This is a genomic window from Shinella sp. G-2 (genome assembly GCF_050172695.1).
In the GTDB taxonomy this organism is placed as follows: Bacteria; Pseudomonadota; Alphaproteobacteria; order Rhizobiales; family Rhizobiaceae; genus Shinella.
In genome coordinates, this window is sequence record NZ_JBBEYH010000005.1 from 231,625 (window position 1) to 256,331 (window position 24,707).

The following is a 24,707-nucleotide window of genomic DNA, read 5'->3' on the forward strand; positions in this document are numbered from 1 at the left end:
GGGCCTCTCTCTCCTCGAAAATCTACTTCTCCGCCAGCCGGTGCAGCTTGCGCCGGCGCGCATTGGCAATCGCCGCATCGATGATCGCATCCGGCCCCTTCGGGTCGTCGAAGCGGATTTCCACCTCGATCACCCGGCTCTTCTCCTTCAGCTCCTCCGACCGGCCGTGCCCGCCGCCGAGCCGCACGCTGTCCTTGGCCGTGGTGACGAGCCGGTAGCCGAGCCCTTCGGCATGGTCGAGGATTTCGCTCACCTCATCGTCGCTGAGATAGTGATGGTCCGGGAAACTGCGGGTGACGTAGAGATGCGCGCCAGTCTCGTTCACCGTGCGGAAGAACTTCTCGTTGTCGGCGATGCCCGACCAGGCCATGACGACCTGATCCCTGAGGTCCTCGGCCCCGACGGTGACGAGCGTCGCCGGATGGATGGCCTTGCCGGCGCGGGCGGCCTGGCGGATCAGCCGGTCGGCCGCATCGCCGTCGCCGATGGCGAGCAGCGCGCTTGCCTGCCGCATCTGTTCGCCCAGCGGCGCGCGCACCGGCCCGCTCGGCACCAGATGGCCGTTGCCGATGCCGCGGCGCGTGTCGATGACGAGCAGCGCATAGTCGAAGGTGAGCTGCGCGCTCTGGAAGCCGTCGTCCATGATGATGAGGTCGGCGCCCGCCTCCACCAGCGTCATCGCGCCCTTGACGCGTTTGCGCGAAATGACGGTCAGCGCCTCGCGGGCGAGCAGCAGCGGCTCGTCACCGACGGCGCGGGCGCGGTGATGGTGGGGATCGACGACGGTGGTCACATCCAGCGAGCCGCCATAGCCGCGCGATAGGAAACCGGGCTTGAGGCCGCGCGCCTTGGCGGCGCGGGCGATGGCGATGGCGGTCGGCGTCTTGCCGGCCCCGCCCACGGTGAAATTGCCGACGCAGATGACCGGCACCGGCACCTCGACCCGCTGCCCCTTGCGCAGCCGCCGGCCGGCGACCCAGCCATAGAGGCGCGAGACGGGCCAGAGCGCATAGGCGCGCCAGTCCGGCTTCGTCCACCAGAACGGCGGCGCTTCACTTACCATCATATCCCCCGCGGGCGTCCCTGCCCGGTCCTTGGGCCTCAAGAAACGCGAGAATGGCGGGAAAAGCAACCGGGGGCACGGTGCTGCGATGCGTGCTCACGCCGCCGGGCGCGCCGCGGCCGCTTCGGGGAAGATCGGCACCAGTTCCGTGATGTCGTTGAGGCAATAGTCCGAGGCGGCCGACAGGGATTCTCGCGAGCCGGTGCCCGTCAGCACGGCGACGGTGAGACCGGCGCCGGCATTGCGGCCCATATGCAGGTCGTGATTGTTGTCGCCGACGACGGCGACCTGGTGCGGTTCGAGGCCCGTCGCCGCGCAGAAGCCGAGCACCATGCCCGGTTCCGGCTTGATGCCGAAGCCACTGTCATAGCCGGCGACATAGTGCAGGTAGTTCTCGAAGCCGAAGCGCTTGGCGGTCGCCCGGATCGAGGCCTCGTTGTCGCTGGAGGCGACGCCGAGCCAGTAGCCGCGGGCATGCATGGTGGCGAAGAAATCGGCAAGGTCGGTGACGGCGACGGCAAGCTGGGCGGAATTGGCGAAGAGCCCGTCGAAAAGCTCCGAGAGCGCTTCCACCGTGAAGGGCGCACCGGCGCCGACCATGCCCTCGGCAATCTCCACCGTGTTGCCGGCGGCCAGCAGGCTGTCCGGCGTGACATAGCCGGTATCGGGATCCATGCCGCCCGCGACCAGCAGCTTGCGGGCGAGCGCCTCGTCGCCGGCGGCGGCGATGCGGGCAAGCTCGTAATTCACCGGCACCCAGCTTTTGGCATAATCGAGCAGCGTGCCATCCTTGTCGAAGAGGATGCCGGAAATCGTCGCTGCCTTGGTCATGGTCCGTCCTTTCAGGAGGTCTGGCGCGGGTGCAGGCGCGCCTTCACGGTAAGCGGATTGATGTAGGGCTCCAGCCCCTTGATCGTGGCGCGCAGGGCCCCGCGCATTTCCTGCACGGTCTCCTGTCCTGCCTCGATCATCTGCCGGCGCGTCTCGTCGTTCATGAGCAGATAGTGCACGCCTTTGGCGAGCATTTCCACATCGCGCACCATCTTGGCGCTGCCATTGCGGGCAAGCTGCTGATAGGCCTCGCGGAAATTCTGCACATTGCCGCCCGACAGAACCGCGCAGCCGAGCATGGCCGGTTCCAGCGGGTTCTGCCCGCCTTCGGCAAAGAGCGAGCGGCCGACGAAGGCGATCTCCGTCATGCGCAGGTAAAGCCCCATTTCGCCGATCGTGTCGCCGAGGAAGACGTCGGTATCGGGCGTCAGCGGCTCGCCGGAGGTGCGCCTGACGACCTTGAGGCCGCGCGCCGTCAGCATGTCGAAGATGGCATCGCCCCGTTCGGGATGGCGCGGCACGATGATGGTGAGCAGGCCCGTGCGTTCCTTCAGCACCCGGTGCACGTTGCCGGCCGCCGCTTCCTCGCCCTCGAAGGTCGAGATCGCCGCCCAGGTCCGCCGGGTGCCGATCTGGTCGAGATAGGTTTTCAGCGCGACGGGATCGACCGGCGGCGCATCCGTATCGACCTTGAGATTGCCGGAAACCAGCACCGGCAGCGCGCCGAGCGTGCGGAACCGTTCGGCATCCGTCTCCGACTGAGCGATGACGAGCGCGAAGTTTTCGAAGAGCGCATCGGCGATGGCATGCCGGCGCTTCCAGCGCGGGAAGGAGCGGTCCGAGATGCGGGCATTGACCAGCACCTGCGGAATGTGGCGCTTGCCGAGTTCCAGGATGGTCATCGGCCAGATTTCCGATTCCACCATGATGGCAAGGTCGGGATGCCAGTATTCGAGGAAGCGGCTGACCGCCGGCTTCAGGTCGAGCGGCACATATTGGTGGATGACGTCGTTGCCGAGGCGATCCTGTACGACCTTGGCGGAGGTGACGGTGCCGGTGGTGAGCACGACGGCGATGCCGCGGCGGCGCACTTCCTTGATCAGCGGCACGATGGCGTTGGTCTCGCCGACGCTGGCCGCGTGGAACCAGACCAGCGGGCCATGCGGCCGCTCGATGCTGGCGACGCCGTAACGCTCGCGGCGCCGGGAACGCTCTTCCTTGCCCTTGGCCGCGCGCAGCGCGAGATAGGGACCGACGACCGGATAGAGCGCGAGGCCACCCCAGCGGTAAAGGGCAAGCGCGGCGCGGGCGAGCCGTCTGCTCATGGGCGGGGCACCCTCGTTGCGGCTTTGGGGCGATCAAGGATCATGAACGGTCCTGTCCTTCTGTCCGGCGCGGCGCGGCCGCGCGGGACGGTGTCGAAACGCGGGGCTCAGGCTTCCTTCGGATCCAGCAGGCGGTGCATGTGCACGATGAAGTATCGCATATGGGCGTTGTCGACGGTCTGCTGGGCCTTCGACTTCCAGGCGGCGAGCGCGCTGGCATAATCGGGGAAGATGCCGACGATATCGAGGGCATTGAGGTCGCGGAACTGCATGTCCGCAAGGGTCTTCAGTTCGCCGCCAAAAACGAGATGAAGAAGCTGCTTGGGCTCGGTCGAGTCGGTCATGTTTCTCTCTTTTGTTCTTTCGCAATTCCGGGCGGGAAGCCGGTCCCCGCTTTTTTGGAATTGCCTCAATATGCCGATTTCGGCAGACGGTTTGCGGGATTCCGCGGGAAAGGTCAATGGCCGGCGAGGTGCCGGGAGGCCTCCACAAGCCCGGAAAGCCGGGACAGGCCGGCCGCGGCCAGCGTCTCGTGGCTGACGGTTGGCCGGTTGTAGACGAGCGGCTTGCCATCGAGCGTCACGAGCGCGCCGCCGGCCCGCGTCAGGATGAGGTCGGCGGCCGCCAGATCCCAGTCGTGCGAATTGCGCTTGACCAGCGTCGCGTCGATACGGCCGTCCGCCACCATGGCGAGACGATAGGCGAGCGAGGGCACATGGGAGATGCGGTGCACGCCGCCCGTCATGGTCCGGTCGATACCCTGTGCCATGTCCTCGGCGGCGGCGATGCGCATCGGGCGCGCGGCGTCGGCCCCGGTCACGGCGATGGCTTTGCCGTTCTTCAGCACCGAGCCATCCGCGGCCGCGGTGAAGAGTTCGTCGAGCGCCGGGGCGAAGAGCACGCCCGCCACCGGCCGGCCGTGATGGACGACCGCGGCGCTGACGCACCAGACGTCCTTCCCGGCGATGAAGGCGCGCGTGCCGTCGATCGGATCGATGACGAAGACGGTCTCGCAATCGAGCCGGCCGGCGTCGTCATCCGTCTCCTCCGACAGCCAGCCGTAATTCGGCCGGGCGGAGAGCAGTTCCTTCTTGAGGATGTCGTTGGCGGCGAAATCCGCCGCGCTGACCGGCGAGCGACCGCCGTTCTTCCACCAGACATCCGGCCCCTTGCGGAAGAAATCGAGCGCGCGGGCGCCCGCCAGCCGCGCGGCGCCGACGAGAAGGTCGAGATCGGCATTCCAGGCGGCTGGGGTGGTCATGGTCTCACGTCCCGGCAAGCGTCATGCCTTCGATGGCCAGCGTCGGCGCGGCGACGCCGAAGGAGCGGTCGATATCGTTCGCCGGCGTGATGTGCAGGAACATGTCGGTGAGGTTGGAGGCGATGGTGACCTCCGAGACCGCGAAGGTGAGCTCGCCGTTCTCGATCCAGTAACCGGAGGCGCCGCGGCTGTATTCGCCCGTCACCATGTTGACGCCCTGGCCGATCAGCTCGGTGACGTAGAAGCCGTTGCCGACGGAGCGGATCAGGTCCTCCGGTGAAATGTCGCCGGGCTCCAGCGCAAGGTTGGTGGAGGCCGGGCTGACCGAGGTGCCGCCGCGCACGCCGCGGCCGTTCGTCCTGAGGCCGAGTTCGTTGGCGGTGGAGGTGGAGAGGAACCAGTGCTGCAGCACGCCGTCCTCGATCATGGCGAGGCGCGCGCCCGTGATGCCTTCGCCGTCGAAGGGGCGGGACGAGGAGCCGCGCACGATGAGCGGGTCGTCGGTGACCGAAAGACCCGCCTTCAGCACCTGCTGGCCCATGCGGTCGCGCAGGAAGCTGGTCTTGCGGGCGACAGCGGCGCCGTTGATGGCGCCGGCGATGTGGCCGGCAATGCCGCGCGCGACGCGCGGATCGTAGACGACGGTGACATTCCTGGCCGTCGGCACCTGGCGTGGGTTCAGCCGGCGCACGGCGCGGGCGGCCGCCTCGCGGCCGATCTCTGCGGCATCGCGCAGATCGGCGAAATAGAGGCTCGAATCGAAGTCGTAGTCACGCTCCATCTTCGTGCCTTCGCCGGCGATGACGCTGACGGAACGGCCGAAGCGGCTGGCGCTGTAGGCGCCGGAAAAGCCGTGCGAGGTGGCGAGCACCAGCCCGCCCATGCCGGCCGAAGCGCCCGCCCCGCCGGAATTGGTGACGCCGGAGACGGCAAGCGCTGCGGCCTCCGCCGCAAGGGCGGCTTCCGTCAACTGCTCGGCGGTGACGGCGGTCGGGTCGAAGAGTTCGAGATCGGGCCAGTCCGTCGCAAGGTCGGCCTTGTCGGCGAGCGTGGCATAGGGGTCTTCCGGCGAGGCCTTGGCCATGGCGACGGCGCGCTCGGCAAGCACCTTCAGGTCGAAGCCGGGATTGGCCGAGACGCTGGCGACGCGCTTGCCGACGAAGACGCGCAGCGAGAAATCGTCGCTCTCGGAGGCCTCGGTGCCCTCGACCTTGCCGAGCCGCACGCTGACCGAAGAGGATCGGCCCCGGACGACGACGGCATCGGCCGCATCGGCCCCCGCTTGAATGGCGCGGTCGATGAGTTCACCGGCACGCGCGAGAAGGCTTGCGGAATCGATCGTCTCTGACATGACTTGGCCTTTCTTTGCTGCCCCATTTATTGTGCACCGGCACGGGCATCAAGGGAGGCCGCTCCTTTTTTGCCGCAGAGCCGGCGCCATCAAGCAGAAAGCCCTCCGCATGCCCTATACCCACAGCCCCTACAACGAGGTCCTGCTGATGCTCGGCGGCGCGCTGCTTGCCGCGCCGATCTTCAAGCGGCTGGGGCTCGGCACCATTCTCGGCTACCTCGCCGCCGGCGTCGTCATCGGCCCGATCCTGCACCAGATCCGCGACGGCGAGGAGCTGCTGGGCGTCGCCGAACTCGGCGTCGTCTTCCTGCTCTTCCTCATCGGGCTGGAACTGAAGCCCTCGCGTCTCTGGGCGATGCGGCACGATATCTTCGGCCTCGGCATGGCGCAGGTCGTCATCACCGGCCTGGCGCTGGCGGGGCTGACCCTCGCCTTCGATCTGGAACAATGGGACGGCGCGCTGATCATCGGTTTCGGCCTGGCGCTCTCCTCCACCGCCTTCGCCATGCAGATCCTCGACGAGCGCGGCGACACCAACACCCGCTATGGCCAGCGCGCCTTTTCCATGCTGCTCCTGCAGGATCTTGCCATCGTGCCACTGCTGGCGCTGATCCCGCTGCTCGCCGAGCAGGCGCCGGAGGACACGACCAGCGCCTTCGAGGACTTCCTGATCGCGCTGTCGGCCATCGCCGCACTGCTCGTCGCCGGCCGCTACCTGCTCAATCCGCTGTTCCAGGTCATTGCCCGCACCGGCGCGCGGGAGGCGATGATCGCCGCCGCGCTCTTCGTCGTGCTCGCCGCCGCCATGCTCCTGCAGATGGCCGGGCTTTCCATGGCGATGGGCGCGTTCCTCGCCGGCGTGCTGCTGGCCGATTCCTCCTATCGCCATGAATTGCAGGCCGATGTCGAGCCGTTCCGCGGTATCCTGCTCGGCCTGTTCTTCATGGCCGTGGGCCTGTCGCTGCATCTCGACGTCATCTTCTCGAGCTGGCTGACGATCCTCATCGCCACGCCCGCCGTCATGCTGGTCAAGAGCCTCGTCATCTACAGCCTCTGCCGCTTCACCGGCTCCTCGCACAACGATGCGGTGCGCATCGCGCTCGTCCTGCCGCAGGGCGGCGAATTCGGCTTCGTGCTGTTCACCGCCGCCGCGGCCGCCGGCATCTTCTCCGGCGGGCTCGCCTCGCTGCTGATCGCCATCGTCACCATCTCCATGGCGCTGACGCCGATTGCCGCCGCCCTCTCCCGCTTCCTCCTCGTCGAGGATGCGGAAGAGGAAATGGAGGAGGATTTCGAGGGCGCCGGGGCGGACGTGCTGATGATCGGCTTCTCGCGCTTCGGCCAGATCGCCGCGCAGATCCTGCTTGCCGGCGGGCGCGAGGTGACGGTCATCGACCATTCGACCGACCGCGTGCGCCAGGCGGCGAATTTCGGCTTTCGCATCTATTTCGGCGACGGCACGCGCAAGGACGTGCTGCGCGCGGCCGGCATCGAGCGGGCGAAGATCGTCGCCATCTGCACGCAGGGCAAGGCCGCGACCGACCGCATCGTCGACCTCGTGCAGTCGGAATATCCCAATGCCACACTCTTCGTGCGCTCCTACGACCGCGTGCACACGCTGTCGCTCAGGGCGCGGGGCGTGCAGCACGACGTGCGCGAGACCTTCGAATCCGCCCTCGTCTTCGGCCGGGAAACGCTGGAGGAACTGGGCGTCGATCCGGACGACGCGCTGGCGATCGGCGACGACATCCGTCGCCGCGACGTGGCGCGGCTGGAGCTGCAGGCCGCCGAGGGCATCACGGCCGGGCGGCACATGCTGCATTCCAAGCCGGTGAAGCCGGAACCGCTGGTCAAGCCGAAGAAGAAGGCGCTGACGGAGGAAGAGGACGCGTGAGGCAGGCCTGCCGCCACCGCTCTGCCCGGCAGGGCGGAGCGGATGCTACCGTGCGCCGAGCGCCGCGAGCTTTGCCTCCAGCGCCCGCTTCAGGTCGTCGCGAATGCCCGCCGAGGCGGCCAGCACCTCCTCGGCCTTCATGAAATCCATCACGCGGAAGCGCCCGACCTCCGGCCGCAGGAAGATATCCGGCGCGCCCTTTTCCAGCTTCAGCGTGACGATGGAGCGCATGGTGAGCTGGGTGGCGCCGTAAAGGCTGTCGATGCCGCTCGGCACCTCCGCCGTGCCGGCCGGCGGCTGGCCGACGACATCGACGCCGATGGTGATGTCGGCCTTGCCGGCAAGGTGATCGAAGGGCACGGGGTTCCAGAGCCCGCCGTCGATCATCACGCGGTTGCCGATGATCACCGGTCGGAAGATCGCCGGCAGCGCGGCGGAGGCGGCGAGCGCCGGCAAGAGCGGGCCGCTGTCGCAGACGCATTCGCACTGGGCGTAGTAATCCGACGCGATGACCTTGAGCGGAATGGGCAGCGCCTCGAAGGTCTCCGGCAGGGTCTCCGGCAGGAAGGCCTTGAGCACGCGCTCCAGGTTGAAATGCCCGACGCGCAAGCCGCCGATATCGGAAAAGCGCGTGGGACGCAGGCTCCAGAGCCGGTTGACCAGCCGGCCGGGGCGGCCGATGGAGGCGAGCGTGTGTTCGCGGATTTCCCGGCCCGACAGGCCGGCGGCCATGGCCGCGCCCATGATGGCGCCGATGGAGGCGCCCGCGATCAGCACCGGGCGGATGCCGAGTTCGTCCAGCACCTCGATGACATGGATATGGGCAAGGCCGCGCGCCCCGCCGCCGCCGAGCGCGATGGCGACGGTGGGGCCGCTTGCTGTGGATGCTGGCAGGGAAACGAGGGCATCGGTCATTGCTCAGGTCTCCTCGGGCCGCAGGATCAGCCGGACCGGTAGCGATAGAAATGCATGCGCGTGTCGCCGAAGGTGCGCGTTTCGAGCATCTCGAAACCATCGACCGCGACAGGCTGAATATCGGCGCGCTCTTCCAGGATCGCAAGGGCGCCGTCGACCAGCCAGCCGCCCCGGGCGGCCGCATCGAGCGCGCGCTCGCCGAGACCCTTCGCATAGGGCGGATCGGCGAAGAGGAAATCGAACGGCTCCATGGTGCCGACCGTGCCGAGCGCGGTGGCGTCGCGCCGGAAGATCTTGGCGCGGCCGATGACGCCGAGCGCTTCGATATTGGAATGCAGAAGCCCCCTGCCCTCGACGCCCTGCTCGACGAAGAGCACGGCGCGCGCGCCGCGCGACAGCGCCTCGAGGCCGACCGCGCCGGTTCCCGCGAAGAGATCGAGCACGCGCGTGCCGTCCAGCGCGTCCGTATAGGCGTGGTTCAGGATGTTGAACAGGCTTTCGCGCGTGCGGTCCGTCGTCGGACGGATATCGTCCGACTTCGGTGTCGCGAGCGACCGGCCGCGGAACTCTCCGCCGACGATGCGCACTGCCGCTTACTTCCCCTTGCCGCGCGGGCGGCTGCCGCCTGCGGGACGGCCGCCACCGGGGCGATCCCCGCTGGGGCGACCACCGGGCTTGCCACCGGCCGGGCGTCCACCCGGCTTGCCGCCGAAGGATTTGCCGCCGCCGGGCTTGCCACCAAACGGCTTGCCACCGTCACGGCGCGGCGGGCGATCCGAGAAGGAACGTTCTCCTTCCGCACGCGGCTTGCGATCGCCACGGGCCGGACGGTCGCCGAAAGACCGCTCGCCTTCGGCGCGCGGTTTGCGATCACCAAAGGGACGGTCGTCGCCGGAGCGCCGGCGGCCACCGAAGCCGCCGCGGCCGCCTTCGTCGCGCTGTTCCGGCTCGGAGGCGCGGATCCATTCCCCGTCCTCGTCGCGTGTCTTCAGGATGCGCGGCTTTTCCACCCGGTCGTCGCCGGGGCGGCCGCGAGCCGGACCCTTGCGGTCCGGATCGAACTTCTTGGCCGAACGCGTCAGCGCGCCTTCGTTCGTGCGGCCGTAGCGCTTGGTCTTGGGCGCGCCATCGGGGCGCTCGCGCGGCTCGCGCTTCACGCCCTCGGCGCTTTCGGCCTTCTTTTCCGCAACCGGGCGGGCGCCGGGCGCCATCCAGACATTGGACTTGCGGGCGCGGGTCGCCGGCTCGCGCTTCGGCTTGGCCTCGAAGCGGTCGTCATCGCGATCCCGGTCACGCGGGCCACCGCGCGGCTTGTCGCCGAAACGGTCGTCGCGCTTGGTGTCGAGGCGGGCACGGGCCTTCTCGCGGCGGTCCGCGGGCTTTTCATGCCGTCCGGCGGGCTTTTCGCCGCCCCAGGCGGGCGCGGCCTCGGCACGGGGCTTGCGGGCCGGCTTCTCCTCGGCTTCCTCGGCGGCGTGGTCGAAGAGCGGCGCGTCGAAATTGGCCTTGGATTCCTCGATGAGGCGCGGGCCGAGCTGGTCGCGCAGCGTGCGGCCGCGGATTTCCTGGGCGTGTCCCTCCGGCAGTTCGCCGAGCTGGAACGGGCCGTAGGAGATACGGATCAGGCGGTTCACGTCGAGGCCGAGCGCGCCGAGCACGTTCTTCACTTCGCGGTTCTTGCCTTCGCGCAGGCCGAGCGTCAGCCAGACGTTGGAGCCCTGCGCCTTGTCGAGCGTCGCGTCGATGGCGCCGTAGAGCACGCCGTCGACGGCGATGCCTTCCTTCAGCTTGTCGAGATCGGCCTGTTCGATCTTGCCGTGGGCGCGCACGCGGTAGCGGCGCAGCCAGCCGGTCGTCGGCAGTTCCAGCATGCGGGCAAGGCCGCCGTCATTGGTCAGCAGCAGCAGGCCTTCGGTGTTGATGTCGAGGCGGCCGATGGACATGACGCGCGGCAGGTCTTCGGGAAGGTTCTCGAAGACGGTCGGGCGGCCCTCGGGATCGGCATTCGTCGTCACGAGGCCGGCTGGCTTGTGGTAAAGCCAGAGGCGCGTGCGCTCGATGCCGCGCACCGGAACGCCGTCGACCTCGATGCGGTCGGCGAAGGTGGCGTTGACGACGGGCGTGTCCAGCACCGTGCCGTTCACGCTGACGCGGCCTTCCATGATCATGCGCTCGATGTCGCGGCGCGAGGCCACGCCCGCGCGGGCGAGCAGCTTGGAAATGCGCTCGGGCGCAAGCTCCGCCGCAGCCGAGGCGGCCGGCGCGGGTTTGCCGGCGCGGGCGGGCTTGGCATCGCGCGGCGCGGATTTTTCAGCGAACGGTTTGCCGCCCGGCTTCTTGCCGGCCGGCTTGTCGGCCGCAAAGGATTTCTTGCCCGCGGCCGCCGATGCGGCGCCACGCGGCTTGGTGTCACGGCCCGCGGGCTTGGCGCCCGGCCGTTTTGGCTTGTCTTTGAATGTCATTTGTGCTGCCTGCGTTTTGCCGTGTCCTATCAGGTCAGGCGTCCGGGGTTAAGAGGAATTCGTGCGCGCGTGACAAATCATGTCGTGACAAACCGCTTCATGGAGATCGCGCTTGCCGAGGCGCGGGCCGCCGGCGCGCGCGGCGAGGTGCCCGTCGGGGCGGTTCTGGTCAAGGACGGCACGGTCATCGCTCAGTCGGGCAACCGCACCCGGGCGGAGAACGACGTGACCGCCCATGCCGAGGTCGCGGTGATCCGCGAGGGCGCCCGCAAGCTCGGGCAGGAGCGCCTGACGGGCGCGGATCTCTATGTGACGCTGGAACCTTGCACGCTCTGCGCCGCCGCCATTTCCTTCGCCCGCATCCGCCGGCTCTACTACGGCGCGGAGGACCCGAAGGGCGGCGCGGTGGACAATGGCGTGCGCTTCTTCGCGCAGCCGACCTGCCACCATGCGCCGGACGTCTATTCCGGCCTCAGCGGCACGGAGGCCGCGGATATCCTGAAGGATTTCTTCACCGAGCGGCGCTGATCAGCCCGCCGCGAAGGCTTTCAGCTTTTCGCCCGTCAGGCGGTAGCGGATCCATTCGGTCTGCTGTTCGGCGCCGATGGCGTCGTAGACGCGGATCGCCGGCTCGTTCCAGTCGAGCACGCTCCACTCGAAACGCCCGCAGCCCTCCGCCACGGCGACGCGCGCGAGATGGCGCAGCAGCATCTTGCCGACGCCGGCGCCGCGATGGGCGGGCGTGACATAGAGGTCTTCGAGATAGAGGCCGTTCCTGGCCTGCCAGGTGGAATAGGTCTTGAACCAGATGGCGGAACCGGCGGGCTCGCCCGCTTCGGTTTCGCAGATCGCCGCATGGCTGACGGAGCCTTCGCCGAAGATCGAGGCGGCGACGGTCTCTTCCGTCGCGGCAACCTCGTGCAGCGCCTTTTCGTAGTCGGCAAGTTCGCGGATGAACCGCAGGATGACGCCGGCGTCGGCCGGTGTCGCCGGGCGGATGCGATAGTCCGTCATCGATCGGAGCCTTCCCGTTTTGCGTAGAACCGCGCTGCGGACTTACCTCAGAAAGGCCACCAGGAACCCTGCTTGGCCGCCTTGGCTTCCTTCTTGCGGCGGCGTTCCTTCTGCTTTTCCGGTTCGCCGAGATCGGCCTGCGCCTCTTCCGGCATGCGGCGGTACTCGACCGGCGGATCGCTCAGGTAACGGCGCTTGTCGGCATAGGCGCCCATCTGCAGCCGGCGCGCTTCGCGATAGGCAGCGGTCTGCTCGGCGGACGAAAGCTTGCGGTTCGTCGTGCCCTGGGAGGCGAGCGGCGAGCGGTAGTTGGTGCTGCCGGAATTCTCGTCGGCTTCCAGGCGCAGGCGCTCACGCATTTCCTCGGGGCTTTCCAGCCATTCCGGATTGTCCTTGCCGGAAACGGACTGCTGCGGGTTGGCGAGCGCCACCTTGTCCTTCGGCACGACCAGGCTGCCGCGCGGCTGGTAGCGAATCTTCTTGGCTTCCTCGTTGCTCGAGGACTGAACCATGATGGCATCGCCGAGGTCGTCGATGAGCTGTTCGCCGGCCGTCTTGCTCGTGCCGTAGGTGGGGCCCATGCAGCCGGTGAGAAGGAGGCTACCGCCGAGAAGGCCGAGGAGGCCGGTCCGCACCCGAATATTTCGCGTCATTCCCATGAACACCCTTCCAGCAGAGCCGGTACGCCGACAACCAATCACACGGCAATAGTCCGCCGTGCCATGGCGGAACAATCCGACCATTTTCAGGCAGCATTACCGGATGAAACAGGCAAGCGCAATTCATGCCGGCAAATCGACGGCCGGAAAGACCCGGCCGTCAACAGGCGCGCCCTCTCAGGCGGCGCGGCGGAAGCCGATCTCACGCAGCGCGGCGGCGTCGCGGGCCGAGACATCGGGATAGTCGGCATCCGAGCCGACATCCGTCGTGATGCGCCAGGAACGGGCGCACTTGGCGCCTTCGGCGAGCTTCGGCTCGACGGAGACCTTGGCGACTTCCGGCAGGCGGAAGGCGTCGGCCGGGCCGTTGCCGGCGACGATGGCGATGGCCGAGGTGATGCAGATTTCCGCAAAGTCCTGGCCTTCCAGCGCCTTCAGCAGCTCCGGATCGTCGACATAGACCACCGGAGCGGCTTCCAGCGAGGCGCCGATGCGCTTCTCGCGGCGTTCGATTTCCAGCGCGCCGGTGACGACCGAACGCACGTCGCGGATCTTCTCCCACTTGGCTTCCAGCGCATCGTCGCGCCATTCGGCCGGCACGGCGGGGAACTGCTCCAGATGGACCGAGACGGCGTCGGGCCTGCGCGACAGCCAGGCCTCTTCCATCGTGAAGGGCAGCATGGGCGCCAGCCAGGTGACGAGGCACTCGAACAGCTTGCGGATGACGCAGAGCGCGGCGCGGCGCTTCAGCGAGGACGGGGCGTCGCAGTAGAGCGCATCCTTGCGGACGTCGAAGTAGAAGGCCGAGAGCTCGACGTTGGAGAAGTCGATCAGCGCGCGGGCGATCTTCTTGAAGTCGAAGGCGTCGTAGCCCTCACGCACGACGGCATCGAGCTGCGAGAGCCGGTGCAGCATCAGCTTTTCCAGCTCCGGCATGTCGGCATGGGCGATCTCCTCGCCCGTGTCGTGCGCCAGCGTGCCCAGCATCCAGCGCACCGTGTTGCGCAGCTTGCGGTAGGCGTCGATGTTGGTCTGGATGATCGTCTTGCCGAGGCGCTGGTCTTCCCAGTAGTCCGTCGTCATGACCCACAGGCGCAGGATATCGGCACCCGATTCCTTCATCACGTCCTGCGGCGAGACGACGTTGCCCTTGGACTTCGACATCTTCTCGCCCTTCTCGTCCATGGTGAAGCCATGGGTGACGACGGCGTTGTAGGGCGCACGGCCCCGCGTCGCGCAGCTTTCGAGCAGCGAGGAATGGAACCAGCCGCGATGCTGGTCCGAGCCTTCGAGATAGACGTCGGCCGGCCACTTCAGGTCCGGACGGTCTTCGAGCGTGAAAGTGTGCGTGGAGCCCGAGTCGAACCAGACGTCGAGGATGTCCATGACCTGCGTCCACTTGGCCGCGTCGTGGTCGTTGCCAAGGAAGCGCTCCTTGGCGCCATCGGCGAACCAGGCGTCGGCGCCTTCCTTCTCGAAGGCATCGAGGATGCGGGCATTGACGGCCTCGTCCAGCAGAACCTCACCGTTCTCGTCGGCGAAGACGGCGATCGGAACGCCCCAGGCGCGCTGGCGCGAGAGCACCCAGTCCGGCCGGCTTTCGATCATGGCGCGCAGACGGTTCTGGCCGCTCGCCGGCACGAAACGGGTATCGTCGATCGCCTTCAGCGAGCGCGAGCGCAGCGTGGTGCCGTCACCCAGTTCCTTGTCCATGTAGACGAACCACTGCGGCGTGTTGCGGAAGATGACCGGCTTCTTGGACCGCCAGGAATGCGGGTAGGAATGCTTGAGACGGCCGCGGGCGAACAGCGTGTTGGAGGCGATCAGCGCCTTGATGACACGCTCGTTGGCATCGCCCTTCTTGCCGTTGTCGTCCATGACGCGCGCGCCGTCGAAGCCGGGAGCGTCGGCCGTGTAGAAGCCCGCGTCGTCGACCGGGAACGGGATCCTGGACGAGATGCCGCGCGCTTCCAGTTCGCGGGCGCTGGCCGTCCAGGCGTCAAAGTCCTCGCGGCCGTGGCTCGGCGCGGTGTGCACGAAGCCCGTGCCGGCATCGTCGGTGACGTGGTCGCCGTCGAGCAGCGGAACCGGGAACGTGTAGCCGAGGTCCTTGAGCGGATGGGCGCAGGTGATGGCGGCAAGTTCCGCCGGCTCGACGTCGCGCACGAACTTGAAGGTGAGCTTCGCCTTGGCGGCTGCCTCGTCGGCAAGACGCGTTGCGAAGATCAGCTTTTCGCCGGGCTGCGGGCCGAAATCGTTCTGCGCGCTCTCGACCTCGAAGAGGCCGTAGGGATAGCGCGAGGAGAAGGCGATGGCGCGGTTGCCGGGGATCGTCCAGGGCGTGGTCGTCCAGATGACGACATAGTTGCCCGTAAGGTCCGCGGCGCCTTCCACGACCGGGAACTTCACCCAGATCATGTCGCTCTCGACATCGGCATATTCGACTTCGGCCTCGGCCAGCGCCGTGCGCTCGACGACCGACCACATGACGGGCTTGGAGCCGCGATAGAGCTGGCCGGACCTGGCGATCTTCAGGAGTTCGCCGGCGATGCGGGCTTCCGCGTGGAAGTTCATCGTCGTGTAGGGGTTTTCGAAGTCGCCCTCGATGCCGAGGCGCTTGAACTCGTCGGCCTGGATCTTGATCCAGCCGCTGGCGAAGTCACGGCATTCCTGGCGGAATTCGTTGACCGGGACCTCGTCCTTGTTCTTGCCCTTTTCGCGGTACTTTTCCTCGATCTTCCATTCGATCGGAAGGCCGTGGCAGTCCCAGCCGGGCACGTAGTTGGCGTCGTAGCCGCGCATCTGGAACGAGCGGGTGATGACGTCCTTGAGGATCTTGTTCAGCGCGTGGCCGATATGGATGTTGCCGTTGGCATAGGGCGGGCCATCGTGCAGCACGAACTTCTCGCGGCCGGCGGCGGAGGCGCGCAGCTTCTTGTAGAGGTCCATCTTCTGCCAGCGGGACACCGTTTCCGGCTCCTTCTGCGGCAGGCCGGCGCGCATCGGGAAATCCGTCTGCGGCAGGTAGAGGGTGGACGAATAATCGACTTTTTCGGGCGTATCGGTCATGGATAGGGCTATCGTCTTTTCGCGCGCATTCGCGCATGCGGGGAAATATTGTCAGGTACTGACGGCGGGGGCGTTTCTCACAAACACCCGAAATCCCGGACCTTCCGGCCTCGCTCAGAGCGCGCGGAAGGCCGGGCCACTAATTCGCAGATCGATGGTCAGCCGGTGGAGCATCATGCGCGCGGTCTTACGGCCTTTTCAGCCTTTTGAAAAGACGGCACGCGCCGCAATCGACGGCGTGGCGATGCGAAAGTCCGCTACGTGCCGGCGAGCGGCGGCCTGGCGGGCCGCCTGTCCTCCGCGCTGCGCATGACCAGACGCACGTCCGGCGCCTCGCGATGAAGGACGACGGGCATGCGCGCGCGCATCTCGCGGCGGAAGCGGGCGGCATTGCGCGTGCCCCAGACACCGGCGAACAACGCGCCCGTTCCCTCGTGCCTGAAGACGGCCGCCCCGCCAAAGGCCGCACGCAGCCCATCGGCGTCGAAGGCTCCGCCGCCGCCATAGACGGCGACGACCCTTTCCACCGGGGCAATGCTAACCATCGTGTCGCCCGAAGGGGCGAAACCGGCCGAACGGAAGAGATGGATGGCGCAGGGCTCTTCGCGCATGGCGCCTAGAAACAGAGCCGCTGGTCGATTGCGCCGAGCGGGCGCACGCCGGCCAGCAGCGCCCGCGCCTCCTCCTCGTCGCGCTTCATCTGCACGACGAGCGCATCGAGGCCGTCGAACTTCAACTCGTCCCGCAGGTGGCCGAAGAAGGAGACGGCGGAGATTTCGCCGTAGAGATCGCCGGAGAAGTCGAAGAGGAAGGTTTCGAGCAGCGGCGCGCCGTCCGTATCGACCGTCGGGCGGCGGCCGTAGCTGGCGACGCCGTCATGGAGGCTGCCATCGGGGCGGCGGAAGCGCACGGCGTAGATGCCGTTGCGCAGTTCCGCCTCGGGCGGAAGCTGCATGTTGGCGGTCGGGAAGCCGAGCGTGCGGCCAAGCTGCTTGCCGCCGATCACCTCGGCTTCGACCGTGTAGCGATAGCCGAGCTGGCCGGCCGCTTCCGTGACGGCCCCCTCGCCGAGCAGCGAGCGGATGAAGCTGGAGGAGATGACCGAGGCGTTCTCGTCCCGGAAGGCATCGACCAGCGTCACGCCGAAGCCGTTCTCCTCGCCGGCCGCCATCAGGAAGGCCGGTCCGCCTTCCCTGCCCTTGCCGAAATGGAAGTCGAAGCCCGTGACGACCTCGGAGGCGTGCAGCCAGTCCATCAGGATGTCGCGGATGAAATCGTGGGCGGAGATTTCCGAGAACGAGCGGTCGAAGGGATATTCGATGACGGCGGAAAAGCCCATGCCTTCGAGAATGCGCGCCTTCAGCGGCGCGGGCGTCAGGCGGAACACCGGGGTTTGCGGGCGGAAGACGGTGCGCGGATGCGGCTCGAAGGTCAGCACCAGCGCGGGAACGCCGCGCGCCGCGGCGATGTCGAGCGCACGCTGCAGAACGGCCTGGTGGCCGCGATGCACGCCGTCGAAATTGCCGATGGCGATGACACCGCCATGCAGATGCTCCGGCAGCGGCTGCTTCGTCTCGTTCCTGTGAAATACCGTCATGACGACCGCCTCCGTCCCCGTCACTGCAGCCGGGGGATCCACCATTTCGGGTGGGCGTTTTCTTGCGCGAGGAAGGCGTCCAGCTTCGCCTCGTCGGTGCGGCCGGCTTCGACATAGTGCTGGGCGTGGATGCCGCCCGAGATATAGAGCACGTCGAGGCCATAGGCTTCGGCGCCGCGCACGTCGGTGGGCATGCCGTCGCCGATGGCGATCACCCGGGACATGTCGAAGTCGCCGTGCACCGCGCGCGCCTCGGCCAGCGACTTTTCGTAGATCGGGCGATGCGGCTTGCCGGCGATGCGCGTCGTGCCGCCGAGGTCTTCGTAAAGCTGTGCGATCGCACCGGCGCAGGGGATGAGCCTGTGACCGCGTTCGACGACGAGATCGGGATTGGCGCAGATGAAGGGCAGCTTGCGGGCGGCGAGCGCCGTCAGCTCCGCGCGATAGTCCTCGATCGTCTCCACCTCGTCGTCGCGCAGACCCGCACAGACCACGACCTCGGCCTCGTCCGCCCCGACCTCTTCGGTGCCGAGACCGTCGAGCAGCGGAGAATCCTTGTCCGCCCCGATGAAATAGACCTTCTTCGGCGCGGCTTCGATCAGCGCACGGGTGACGTCGCCCGAGGTGACGATGCGGTCATAGGCCTCATCGAGCACGCCGAGGCCGCGGATCTGCACCTTCACGCCGGGATGCGGGCGCGGCGAATTGGTGATCAGCACGACGGCGAGGCCCGCGGCACGGGCTTCGGCCAGCGCCTCGGAGGCGTAGGAAAAGGCCTCGACGCCGTTGTGCAGGACGCCCCAGACGTCGCAGAGCACCACGTCATACTGCGCGGCGATGTCGCGGAAGGATTGGATGCGTTGAGCCATCAGGGTTTCCCGTGTCGAAATCGAGCCCGGCTGACATTGCAAAGGGACGGCAAGAAAACAAGCCTCTCCACGCAATTTTGCCCCGTCCACAGGGAAACAGCCGAAAATTCACGATGTTGACTTGATGGCGTGCGACAGCACCCCCATCTGGCGGGCGGCGGTAACCATTCCGGCCGAAATAAATTGAAGGCGCCGTTCTTGACTCCGAACGTGCCGCCGCCTATCTCGGCTCCGCTAGCACTCTGCAAAGAGGAGTGCTAACACCAATCCAACGGATCCGTTTCGTGATCCGCAATGTCATTTGATCGAGGGAAAAGACAATGGCAAGCACCAACTTCCGCCCGCTTCACGACCGCGTCGTCGTTCGTCGCGTCGAGTCCGAAGAAAAGACCAAGGGCGGGATCATCATCCCGGATACCGCCAAGGAAAAGCCGCAGGAAGGCGAAATCGTCGCCGTCGGTTCCGGCGCCCGTGACGAAAGCGGCAAGATCGTCGCTCTCGACGTCAAGGTTGGCGACCGCGTCCTGTTCGGCAAGTGGTCGGGCACCGAAGTCAAGCTCAACGGCGAAGACCTTCTGATCATGAAGGAAGCCGACATCATGGGCATCATCGGCTGATCCGCCGATAATTCCTTCCCAATTCAGCTGACACCTCTTCAGGAGTTCTCACAATGGCAGCCAAAGAAGTAAAGTTCGGCCGCAGCGCGCGCGAAAAGATGCTGCGTGGCGTCGACATCCTCGCAGACGCAGTCAAGGTAACGCTCGGCCCGAAGGGTCGTAACGTCGTCATCGACAAGTCCTTCGGCGCACCGCGCATCACCAAGGACGGCGTTTCCGTCGCCAAGGAAATCGAACTGGAAGACAAGTTCGAGAACATGGGCGCCCAGATGGTCCGCGAAGTCGCTTCGAAGACCAACGACATCGCCGGCGACGGCACGACGACCGCAACGGTTCTCGCCCAAGCCATCGTTCGCGAAGGCTCCAAGGCTGTTGCCGCCGGCATGAACCCGATGGACCTGAAGCGCGGCATCGACCTCGCCGTTGCCGAAGTCGTCAAGGATCTCCAGGCCAAGGCCAAGAAGATCAACACCTCGGAAGAAGTTGCCCAGGTCGGCACGATCTCGGCCAACGGCGAGCGCCAGATCGGCCTCGACATTGCCGAAGCCATGCAGCGCGTCGGCAACGAAGGCGTCATCACGGTTGAAGAAGCCAAGACCGCCGAAACCGAACTCGAAGTCGTCGAAGGCATGCAGTTCGACCGCGGCTACCTGTCGCCCTACTTCGTGACCAACCCGGAAAAGATGGTCGCAGACCTCGAAGACGCCTTCATTCTCCTGCACGAGAAGAAGCTGTCGAACCTCCAGGCCATGCTCCCGGTTCTCGAAGCCGTCGTCCAGACCGGCAAGCCGCTGGTCATCGTCGCTGAAGACGTCGAAGGCGAAGCCCTTGCTACGCTCGTCGTCAACAAGCTGCGTGGCGGCCTCAAGATCGCTGCCGTCAAGGCTCCGGGCTTCGGCGACCGCCGCAAGGCCATGCTCGAAGACATCGCCATCCTGACGGGCGGCACTGTCATCTCCGAAGACCTCGGCATCAAGCTCGAAAACGTCACGCTCGACATGCTCGGCCGTGCGAAGAAGGTTTCGATCTCCAAGGAAAACACGACGATCGTCGACGGTGCCGGCCAGAAGGCTGAAATCGAAGGCCGCGTCGCGCAGATCAAGGCCCAGATCGAAGAAACCTCTTCGGACTACGACCGCGAGAAGCTGCAGGAACGCCTTGCCAAGCTCGCTGGCGGCGTTGCCGTCATCCGCGTCGGCGGCTCGACGGAAATCGAAGTGAAGGAAAAGAAGGACCGCATCGACGACGCCCTCAACGCGACGCGCGCTGCCGTTCAGGAAGGCATCGTACCGGGCGGTGGCGTTGCCCTGCTCCGTTCCTCCACGAAGATCACCGTCAAGGGCGTCAACGACGACCAGGAAGCCGGCATCAACATCATCCGCCGCGCGCTCCAGGCCCTCGTTCGCCAGATCGCTGACAACGCAGGTGACGAAGCCTCCATCGTCGTCGGCAAGATCCTCGAGAAGAACGAAGACAACTACGGCTACAACGCCCAGACCGGCGAATATGGCGACCTGATCCAGCTCGGCATCGTCGACCCGGTCAAGGTTGTCCGCACGGCCCTGCAGAACGCCGCTTCGGTTGCTTCGCTGCTGATCACGACGGAAGCCATGATCGCCGAACTGCCGAAGAAGGACTCTCCGGCAATGCCGGGCGGCATGGGCGGTATGGGCGGCATGGACATGATGTGATAGGCGAACAGCCTATCGCAACGTGACCATCAAGCTTCGCCCATGCACTTAAGTGGTTCAGCGCGTCAAGCGCGCTGAACTGCGGCATGGACATGATGTAAGACTTTCGGGTCTTGCATCTGAGCCAAACCGGTTCAGTTCGGAAAGGGCGGTCTTCGGATCGCCCTTTTTGTTTGCCCGGGCGGTCGCGGGGCTGCATCGTTGCCGTGAAAAGAATTTTTTCAATTGTACAATAATTATCAAAAAGCCGTTGATGGTATCAAAAAACCCACTATAAAGTCGCCCCAAGTGAACTTTAAAGATTCACTGGGGTTCAGGCGCCAGCTTTCGATAGCCAGTCGGTGCGCAGCCGGAATTCCCGTAATCCCATAATTGCCGGACGACCTTGAGGGAGCGTCACCGGCAGTTTTTGCGCGTACGTCCGATCCGATGCACATCGCAGGAGCCGGACGCAGTTCAGTACATGAGAAAGTGGTTCGGCGGACTTCGAGGGAATGTCAGCCGGGGGCCGCTTTTTAGCATGTCGTTCCCAGCAAGGGTGGGACGTGCGGATTCAATTCGAGCAACTGCCCTGGGGTCGTAGGTGTTCAAAATAATCAAGACCGATCTCTCGTCGCCCTTCCTGCCGGGCTCGATGGATTTCGACGACACGGACAACGAGCTGCTGACGCAATATTGCGTGACGGAGCGCTGGACCGGCGATCTCTCCAACGGCCTCTTCGCGCTCGGCGAAAAGGCGATGCAGGCGCATGGCCTGCCGCAGCGCACCTGCGGCCTCCTGAACCTCATCCGCTGTTACGAGCCGCTCGATCGCACGCGTGTGCTGGAACTCTTCGAGCAGGCCGCGGCCTCCTCGTCGTCCTTCTGTTTCTCGACGACCATCCATCTCGACGGCGCGCCGCGCCAGCCGGTGTTCTGCGTCGGGGAATCGACGGGTCTCGAGGAGAAATATGCCGGCACGATCATCGGCGTCTTCATCTTTCCGCGCTTCCAGATCGACCTGGCGGGGCGCCGCTTCAAGCGGCAGTAAGCTGCCTTACGGCAATCGAAAAGCATCGCAGGCCTGACGGCACGCTCTGCCCGCACGTGGAGCGAGGAGGTCGAGGCACGGGGTTTCCGAATGGACGCTTGAGGGCAGCGGCAGCGCCCTCTCCTCTCCTCTTGCCGGCAGACGGTTCCGGCAGGGAACGCGGGACGGTACCGACGAGCGGCCCTCTCAGGCCGCCTCGTCCTTTTCATCATCGACGCGAATGCGCTCTATCGGCACCGGGCGGCCGAGGAAATAGCCCTGCGCCTCGTCGCAGCCTTCGTCCAGCAGGATATCGAGCTGGCTGCGCGTCTCGACGCCTTCGGCGAGAACCGGCACGCGCAGCGTCTGGCCGAGGGCGAGAATGGCGCGGATAATGGCCTTCGCCTCGGGGCTTGCCTCCACCTCGTTCATGAAGCTGCGGTCGAGCTTGATCTTGTCGAAGGGGAAGGCGCGCAGGGTTTCCAGCGAGGAATAGCCCGTGCCGAAGTCGTCGATGGCGATGGTGACGCCGAAGGCCTTGATGCGGCGCAGCGTGTGCAACGCGCGCTCCTTGTCGCCGATGATGGTCGATTCGGTGATTTCCAGCTCGAGACGGTGCGGGCTGAGGCCGGTTTCGATGAGGACGCGCTGCACGAGATCGGCAACATCGGCATTGCCGAGCTGGACCGGCGACAGGTTGACGGCGATCTTGTGGTCGTTGTCCCAGGTCGCGGCCTCGCGGCAGGCTTCGCGCAGCACCCATTCGCCGATCGGCAGGATGGCGCCGCATTCTTCGGCGATCGGAATGAACTCGCCCGGCGGAATGGTGCCGCGCACCGGATGGTGCCAGCGCAGCAGCACCTCGTAGCCGACCGTCTCGCCGGAATGGACCGCCTTCTGCACCTGATAGTGCAGTTGCAGTTCCTTGCGCTCCACCGCCTGCCACAGATCGTTGGCGATGAGACGGCGGCTGCGCGCGGCCTCGTCCATGGAAACCTCGTAGAAGCAGACCGTCTGGGTCAGCGCTTCCTTGGCGCGGTACATGGCAAGGTCGGCATTGTTGAGCAGCGCTTCGATATTGTCGGCGTCCTGCGGATAGATCGCGACACCGAGGCTTGCGCCCGGCTTGATGTCGTAACCGTCGATGCGGATCTCTTCGTTCAGGCAGGTTTCGAGACGCTGGAGGAAGTCGGTCAGGTCCGACATGTCCTCGAAGCGCTTGGCGGCGGCGAATTCGTCGCCGCCGAAACGGGCGACCGTCTCGTCGGCCTCGAGGCAGGCCTGCATGCGGCGCGACAACGTCACCAGAACCTCGTCGCCCGCCGCATGGCCGCGCGTGTCGTTGATTTCCTTGAACTTGTCCAGGTCGATGCCGATGGCCGCCACCTTGCCGCCCGAGCGGCGGGCGGAAACGAGTTCGCCATCGAGCCGGTCGTTGAAGCTCGCACGGTTCGGCAGGCCGGTGAGGCTGTCATGGCGGGCGAGGAACGAGATCTGCTCCTCCGAACGCAGGCGCTCGGACACGTCCTCATAGGTCGCGACCCAGGCGCCATCCGGCAGGGTGCGATAGCGCAGCTGCACCGAGACGCCGTTCGGCAGCTTTTCGACCGTCGCCCCGCCGTCGTTGGCCTGGATCGCCGCGCGGCGGCGCGCATAGACGTCACGCGCCTTGGACTGCCGGACAGCCGGATCGGCGTAGATGGCGGCGACGCCCGCATCGACGATCTCGCGCAGCGTCATGCCCGGCTGGACGCTGCCTTCCGGGAAACCGTAGATTTCGCTGTAGCGGCGGTTGGCGATCAGCAGGCGCTCGTCCTTGTCGAAGAGGCAGAGGCCCTGCGACATGTTTTCGAGTGCCAGATCGAGATTCTTCGTCACCGCGGCCAGCCGGTCGGCATTGGCCTTTTCAACGGTGATGTCCTTGGTGATCTTGGCATAGCCGACAAGCAGGCCGCCGGCATCGTGGATCGGGTCCAGCACGACATTCGCCCAGAAGCGGGAGCCATCCTTGCGGTAGCGCCAGCCCTCGTTCTCGTACTTGCCTTCCAGACGGGCAATACGCAGGGCGCGCTCCGGCAGGCCGGCAAGCCGGTCTTCCGCGCTGTAGAATTCGGAAAAATGCCGGCCGACGATTTCATGCGCCTTGTAGCCCTTGTGCCGCTCGGCGCCCTCGTTCCAGTTGGCGACGCGGCCGTCCGGATCCAGCATATAGATGGCGTAGTCCTTGACGCCCTGGACGAGCATGGCGAACTGGCGCGTGCTTTCGCTGGCGGCAAGTTCGGCCTGGCGGGCGAAGACGGCGGCCGTAAGGCCCGTGAAAAGCAGCGAGAAGGCGACGACGGCGATCAGCGGCACCATGAGGCTCGTCGAGATCAGCGTGTCGTCGCTGATCGGCATCAGGCCGGCTTCGACCGTGACGGCGGCCATGGCGGTGAAATGCAGCGACACGACGCCGAGTGCCATCAGGACGGTGGCAAGCGCGCGCTCGCGCCCGGCCGATTGCGGACGCATGCAGACGAGGAAGGCCGCCACGCCGAACACGCCCGAAAAGACGAGCGAGGCGGTGACATAGGCGATGTCCCAGCGCAGGGTGCCCGGCAGTTCTATCGCGGACATGCCGATATAGTGCATGGCGGTGACGCCCGCCCCGAACAGGAGACCGCCGGCCACCACGGTGCTGCGCCCCGGAAGATAGGTCGCCACCGCCAGGCCGATCGTCGTGACGACGATGGCGACGCCGAGCGAGAGCAGCGTCAACTCCATGTCGTAGCCCATGATGACGCCGGGATCGTAGGCCAGCATGGCGATGAAATGCGTCGCCCAGATGCCGAAGCCGCTCGACGTGCCGGCCGCGCCGAGCCAGAGCTTGCGCGCCGTTCCCTCCGCCACCCGCGCCCTTTGCACCAGCGTCACCGCGACATAACAGGACAGGAAGCAGATGAGCGCCGCGAGCAGGACGAGGCGAAGATCATGCTCGACAACGATGCAGGAGAGGATACGGAGCATTTCTGGATCACCGGGGTGGGGAGGCAAGATGCCACCACACAGCCCGACAACCCTAAAAAATCAGTGAATTGGCG

The 24,707-nt window shown here is 66.3% G+C and carries 21 protein-coding genes; 5 read left to right on the top strand and 16 right to left on the bottom strand.

What is annotated here, in order from left to right; all coding sequences use genetic code 11:
* Window positions 1-22: 22 nt before the first annotated feature.
* The 6 genes from lpxK to V8U06_RS11980 form a co-directional block, all read right to left on the bottom strand.
* Window positions 23-1,063, bottom strand: a complete 1,041-nt coding sequence (lpxK, locus tag V8U06_RS11955; protein ID WP_427140792.1) for a tetraacyldisaccharide 4'-kinase — start codon at window positions 1,061-1,063, stop codon at window positions 23-25.
* Window positions 1,064-1,159: 96 nt separating this feature from the next.
* Window positions 1,160-1,894 (bottom strand): HAD family hydrolase, encoded by a 735-nt coding sequence (locus V8U06_RS11960; RefSeq protein ID WP_226920185.1) that lies wholly within the window; start codon window positions 1,892-1,894, stop codon window positions 1,160-1,162.
* A gap of 11 nt (window positions 1,895-1,905) precedes the next feature.
* The gene (gene waaA, locus V8U06_RS11965; protein WP_427140793.1) at window positions 1,906-3,219 is read right to left on the bottom strand and encodes a lipid IV(A) 3-deoxy-D-manno-octulosonic acid transferase; all 1,314 of its coding nucleotides are present in this window, start codon (window positions 3,217-3,219) and stop codon (window positions 1,906-1,908) included.
* Window positions 3,220-3,326: 107 nt separating this feature from the next.
* Entirely contained in the window at window positions 3,327-3,563 is a 237-nt protein-coding gene (locus V8U06_RS11970) for a DUF4170 domain-containing protein (protein ID WP_226920187.1), read from the bottom strand.
* Window positions 3,564-3,676: 113 nt separating this feature from the next.
* A complete protein-coding gene (locus tag V8U06_RS11975) occupies window positions 3,677-4,480 on the bottom strand; it encodes a 3'(2'),5'-bisphosphate nucleotidase CysQ (RefSeq protein WP_427140794.1) in 804 nt (267 codons plus the stop codon).
* A gap of 4 nt (window positions 4,481-4,484) precedes the next feature.
* Entirely contained in the window at window positions 4,485-5,831 is a 1,347-nt protein-coding gene (locus tag V8U06_RS11980; RefSeq protein WP_427140795.1) for a TldD/PmbA family protein, read from the bottom strand.
* 109 nt (window positions 5,832-5,940) lie between these two features.
* Between V8U06_RS11980 and V8U06_RS11985 the strand changes: the two genes are divergently transcribed.
* Entirely contained in the window at window positions 5,941-7,725 is a 1,785-nt protein-coding gene (locus V8U06_RS11985; RefSeq protein ID WP_427140796.1) for a monovalent cation:proton antiporter-2 (CPA2) family protein, read from the top strand.
* A 45-nt stretch (window positions 7,726-7,770) separates the two neighbouring features.
* Here V8U06_RS11985 and V8U06_RS11990 read toward each other — a convergent pair whose 3' ends face one another.
* The 3 genes from V8U06_RS11990 to V8U06_RS12000 are packed head-to-tail and all read right to left on the bottom strand — an operon-like array spanning window position 7,771 to window position 11,102.
* Complete coding sequence (locus tag V8U06_RS11990) at window positions 7,771-8,640, bottom strand: patatin-like phospholipase family protein (RefSeq protein WP_427140797.1); 870 nt, start codon at window positions 8,638-8,640, stop codon at window positions 7,771-7,773.
* Between the two features lie 26 nt (window positions 8,641-8,666).
* On the bottom strand, window positions 8,667-9,227 hold the full coding sequence (rsmD, locus tag V8U06_RS11995) for a 16S rRNA (guanine(966)-N(2))-methyltransferase RsmD (protein WP_427140798.1): 561 nt from the start codon (window positions 9,225-9,227) through the stop codon (window positions 8,667-8,669).
* Window positions 9,228-9,233: 6 nt separating this feature from the next.
* The gene (locus V8U06_RS12000) at window positions 9,234-11,102 is read right to left on the bottom strand and encodes a pseudouridine synthase (protein WP_427140799.1); all 1,869 of its coding nucleotides are present in this window, start codon (window positions 11,100-11,102) and stop codon (window positions 9,234-9,236) included.
* A 99-nt stretch (window positions 11,103-11,201) separates the two neighbouring features.
* Here V8U06_RS12000 and V8U06_RS12005 point away from each other — a divergent pair, with 99 nt between their 5' ends.
* Window positions 11,202-11,630, top strand: coding sequence for a nucleoside deaminase (locus V8U06_RS12005; protein ID WP_427140856.1), 429 nt, complete (start codon window positions 11,202-11,204; stop codon window positions 11,628-11,630).
* Here V8U06_RS12005 and V8U06_RS12010 read toward each other — a convergent pair whose 3' ends face one another.
* From V8U06_RS12010 to V8U06_RS12035, 6 genes are all read right to left on the bottom strand, one after another.
* Complete coding sequence (locus V8U06_RS12010; protein WP_226920195.1) at window positions 11,631-12,116, bottom strand: GNAT family N-acetyltransferase; 486 nt, start codon at window positions 12,114-12,116, stop codon at window positions 11,631-11,633. It lies immediately after the preceding gene.
* 47 nt (window positions 12,117-12,163) lie between these two features.
* Window positions 12,164-12,775: a hypothetical protein gene (locus V8U06_RS12015; protein WP_427140800.1), complete on the bottom strand. Its 612-nt coding sequence runs from the start codon at window positions 12,773-12,775 to the stop codon at window positions 12,164-12,166.
* 177 nt (window positions 12,776-12,952) lie between these two features.
* Window positions 12,953-15,844 (bottom strand): isoleucine--tRNA ligase, encoded by a 2,892-nt coding sequence (gene ileS / locus V8U06_RS12020; RefSeq protein ID WP_427140801.1) that lies wholly within the window; start codon window positions 15,842-15,844, stop codon window positions 12,953-12,955.
* A gap of 257 nt (window positions 15,845-16,101) precedes the next feature.
* Window positions 16,102-16,389 (bottom strand): hypothetical protein, encoded by a 288-nt coding sequence (locus V8U06_RS12025; RefSeq protein ID WP_427140802.1) that lies wholly within the window; start codon window positions 16,387-16,389, stop codon window positions 16,102-16,104.
* 71 nt (window positions 16,390-16,460) lie between these two features.
* Window positions 16,461-17,441 (bottom strand): bifunctional riboflavin kinase/FAD synthetase, encoded by a 981-nt coding sequence (locus tag V8U06_RS12030; RefSeq protein WP_427140803.1) that lies wholly within the window; start codon window positions 17,439-17,441, stop codon window positions 16,461-16,463.
* 20 nt (window positions 17,442-17,461) lie between these two features.
* A complete protein-coding gene (locus V8U06_RS12035) occupies window positions 17,462-18,310 on the bottom strand; it encodes a TIGR01459 family HAD-type hydrolase (RefSeq protein ID WP_427140804.1) in 849 nt (282 codons plus the stop codon).
* A 320-nt stretch (window positions 18,311-18,630) separates the two neighbouring features.
* On the opposite strand from V8U06_RS12035, the gene groES reads away from it, so the two are divergent.
* From groES to V8U06_RS12050, 3 genes are all read left to right on the top strand, one after another.
* Window positions 18,631-18,927, top strand: coding sequence for a co-chaperone GroES (gene groES, locus V8U06_RS12040; protein WP_097135412.1), 297 nt, complete (start codon window positions 18,631-18,633; stop codon window positions 18,925-18,927).
* 53 nt (window positions 18,928-18,980) lie between these two features.
* On the top strand, window positions 18,981-20,618 hold the full coding sequence (gene groL / locus V8U06_RS12045) for a chaperonin GroEL (RefSeq protein WP_427140805.1): 1,638 nt from the start codon (window positions 18,981-18,983) through the stop codon (window positions 20,616-20,618).
* Between the two features lie 583 nt (window positions 20,619-21,201).
* A complete protein-coding gene (locus V8U06_RS12050; RefSeq protein WP_427140806.1) occupies window positions 21,202-21,648 on the top strand; it encodes a hypothetical protein in 447 nt (148 codons plus the stop codon).
* Window positions 21,649-21,834: 186 nt separating this feature from the next.
* On the opposite strand, the gene V8U06_RS12055 is transcribed toward V8U06_RS12050, so the two are convergent.
* Window positions 21,835-24,633, bottom strand: coding sequence for a bifunctional diguanylate cyclase/phosphodiesterase (locus V8U06_RS12055; protein ID WP_427140807.1), 2,799 nt, complete (start codon window positions 24,631-24,633; stop codon window positions 21,835-21,837).
* Between the last annotated feature and the right edge of the window lie 74 nt (window positions 24,634-24,707).

What these genes read in the sequence shown, in the direction of transcription:
- V8U06_RS11975 (WP_427140794.1), bottom strand. Translation starts at nt 4,480, where the DNA reads ATGACCACCCCAGCCGCCTGGAATGCCGATCTCGACCTTCTCGTCGGC.
- V8U06_RS12005 (WP_427140856.1), top strand. Translation starts at nt 11,202, where the DNA reads ATGGAGATCGCGCTTGCCGAGGCGCGGGCCGCCGGCGCGCGCGGCGAG.
- V8U06_RS12010 (WP_226920195.1), bottom strand. Translation starts at nt 12,116, where the DNA reads ATGACGGACTATCGCATCCGCCCGGCGACACCGGCCGACGCCGGCGTC.
- V8U06_RS12015 (WP_427140800.1), bottom strand. Translation starts at nt 12,775, where the DNA reads ATGGGAATGACGCGAAATATTCGGGTGCGGACCGGCCTCCTCGGCCTT.
- groL (WP_427140805.1), top strand. Translation starts at nt 18,981, where the DNA reads ATGGCAGCCAAAGAAGTAAAGTTCGGCCGCAGCGCGCGCGAAAAGATG.
- V8U06_RS11980 (WP_427140795.1), bottom strand. Translation starts at nt 5,831, where the DNA reads ATGTCAGAGACGATCGATTCCGCAAGCCTTCTCGCGCGTGCCGGTGAA.
- V8U06_RS12035 (WP_427140804.1), bottom strand. Translation starts at nt 18,310, where the DNA reads ATGGCTCAACGCATCCAATCCTTCCGCGACATCGCCGCGCAGTATGAC.
- V8U06_RS12000 (WP_427140799.1), bottom strand. Translation starts at nt 11,102, where the DNA reads ATGACATTCAAAGACAAGCCAAAACGGCCGGGCGCCAAGCCCGCGGGC.
- groES (WP_097135412.1), top strand. Translation starts at nt 18,631, where the DNA reads ATGGCAAGCACCAACTTCCGCCCGCTTCACGACCGCGTCGTCGTTCGT.
- lpxK (WP_427140792.1), bottom strand. Translation starts at nt 1,063, where the DNA reads ATGGTAAGTGAAGCGCCGCCGTTCTGGTGGACGAAGCCGGACTGGCGC.
- V8U06_RS12030 (WP_427140803.1), bottom strand. Translation starts at nt 17,441, where the DNA reads ATGACGGTATTTCACAGGAACGAGACGAAGCAGCCGCTGCCGGAGCAT.
- V8U06_RS11960 (WP_226920185.1), bottom strand. Translation starts at nt 1,894, where the DNA reads ATGACCAAGGCAGCGACGATTTCCGGCATCCTCTTCGACAAGGATGGC.
- V8U06_RS11985 (WP_427140796.1), top strand. Translation starts at nt 5,941, where the DNA reads ATGCCCTATACCCACAGCCCCTACAACGAGGTCCTGCTGATGCTCGGC.
- V8U06_RS12055 (WP_427140807.1), bottom strand. Translation starts at nt 24,633, where the DNA reads ATGCTCCGTATCCTCTCCTGCATCGTTGTCGAGCATGATCTTCGCCTC.
- V8U06_RS12025 (WP_427140802.1), bottom strand. Translation starts at nt 16,389, where the DNA reads ATGGTTAGCATTGCCCCGGTGGAAAGGGTCGTCGCCGTCTATGGCGGC.
- V8U06_RS11990 (WP_427140797.1), bottom strand. Translation starts at nt 8,640, where the DNA reads ATGACCGATGCCCTCGTTTCCCTGCCAGCATCCACAGCAAGCGGCCCC.
- ileS (WP_427140801.1), bottom strand. Translation starts at nt 15,844, where the DNA reads ATGACCGATACGCCCGAAAAAGTCGATTATTCGTCCACCCTCTACCTG.
- V8U06_RS11970 (WP_226920187.1), bottom strand. Translation starts at nt 3,563, where the DNA reads ATGACCGACTCGACCGAGCCCAAGCAGCTTCTTCATCTCGTTTTTGGC.
- waaA (WP_427140793.1), bottom strand. Translation starts at nt 3,219, where the DNA reads ATGAGCAGACGGCTCGCCCGCGCCGCGCTTGCCCTTTACCGCTGGGGT.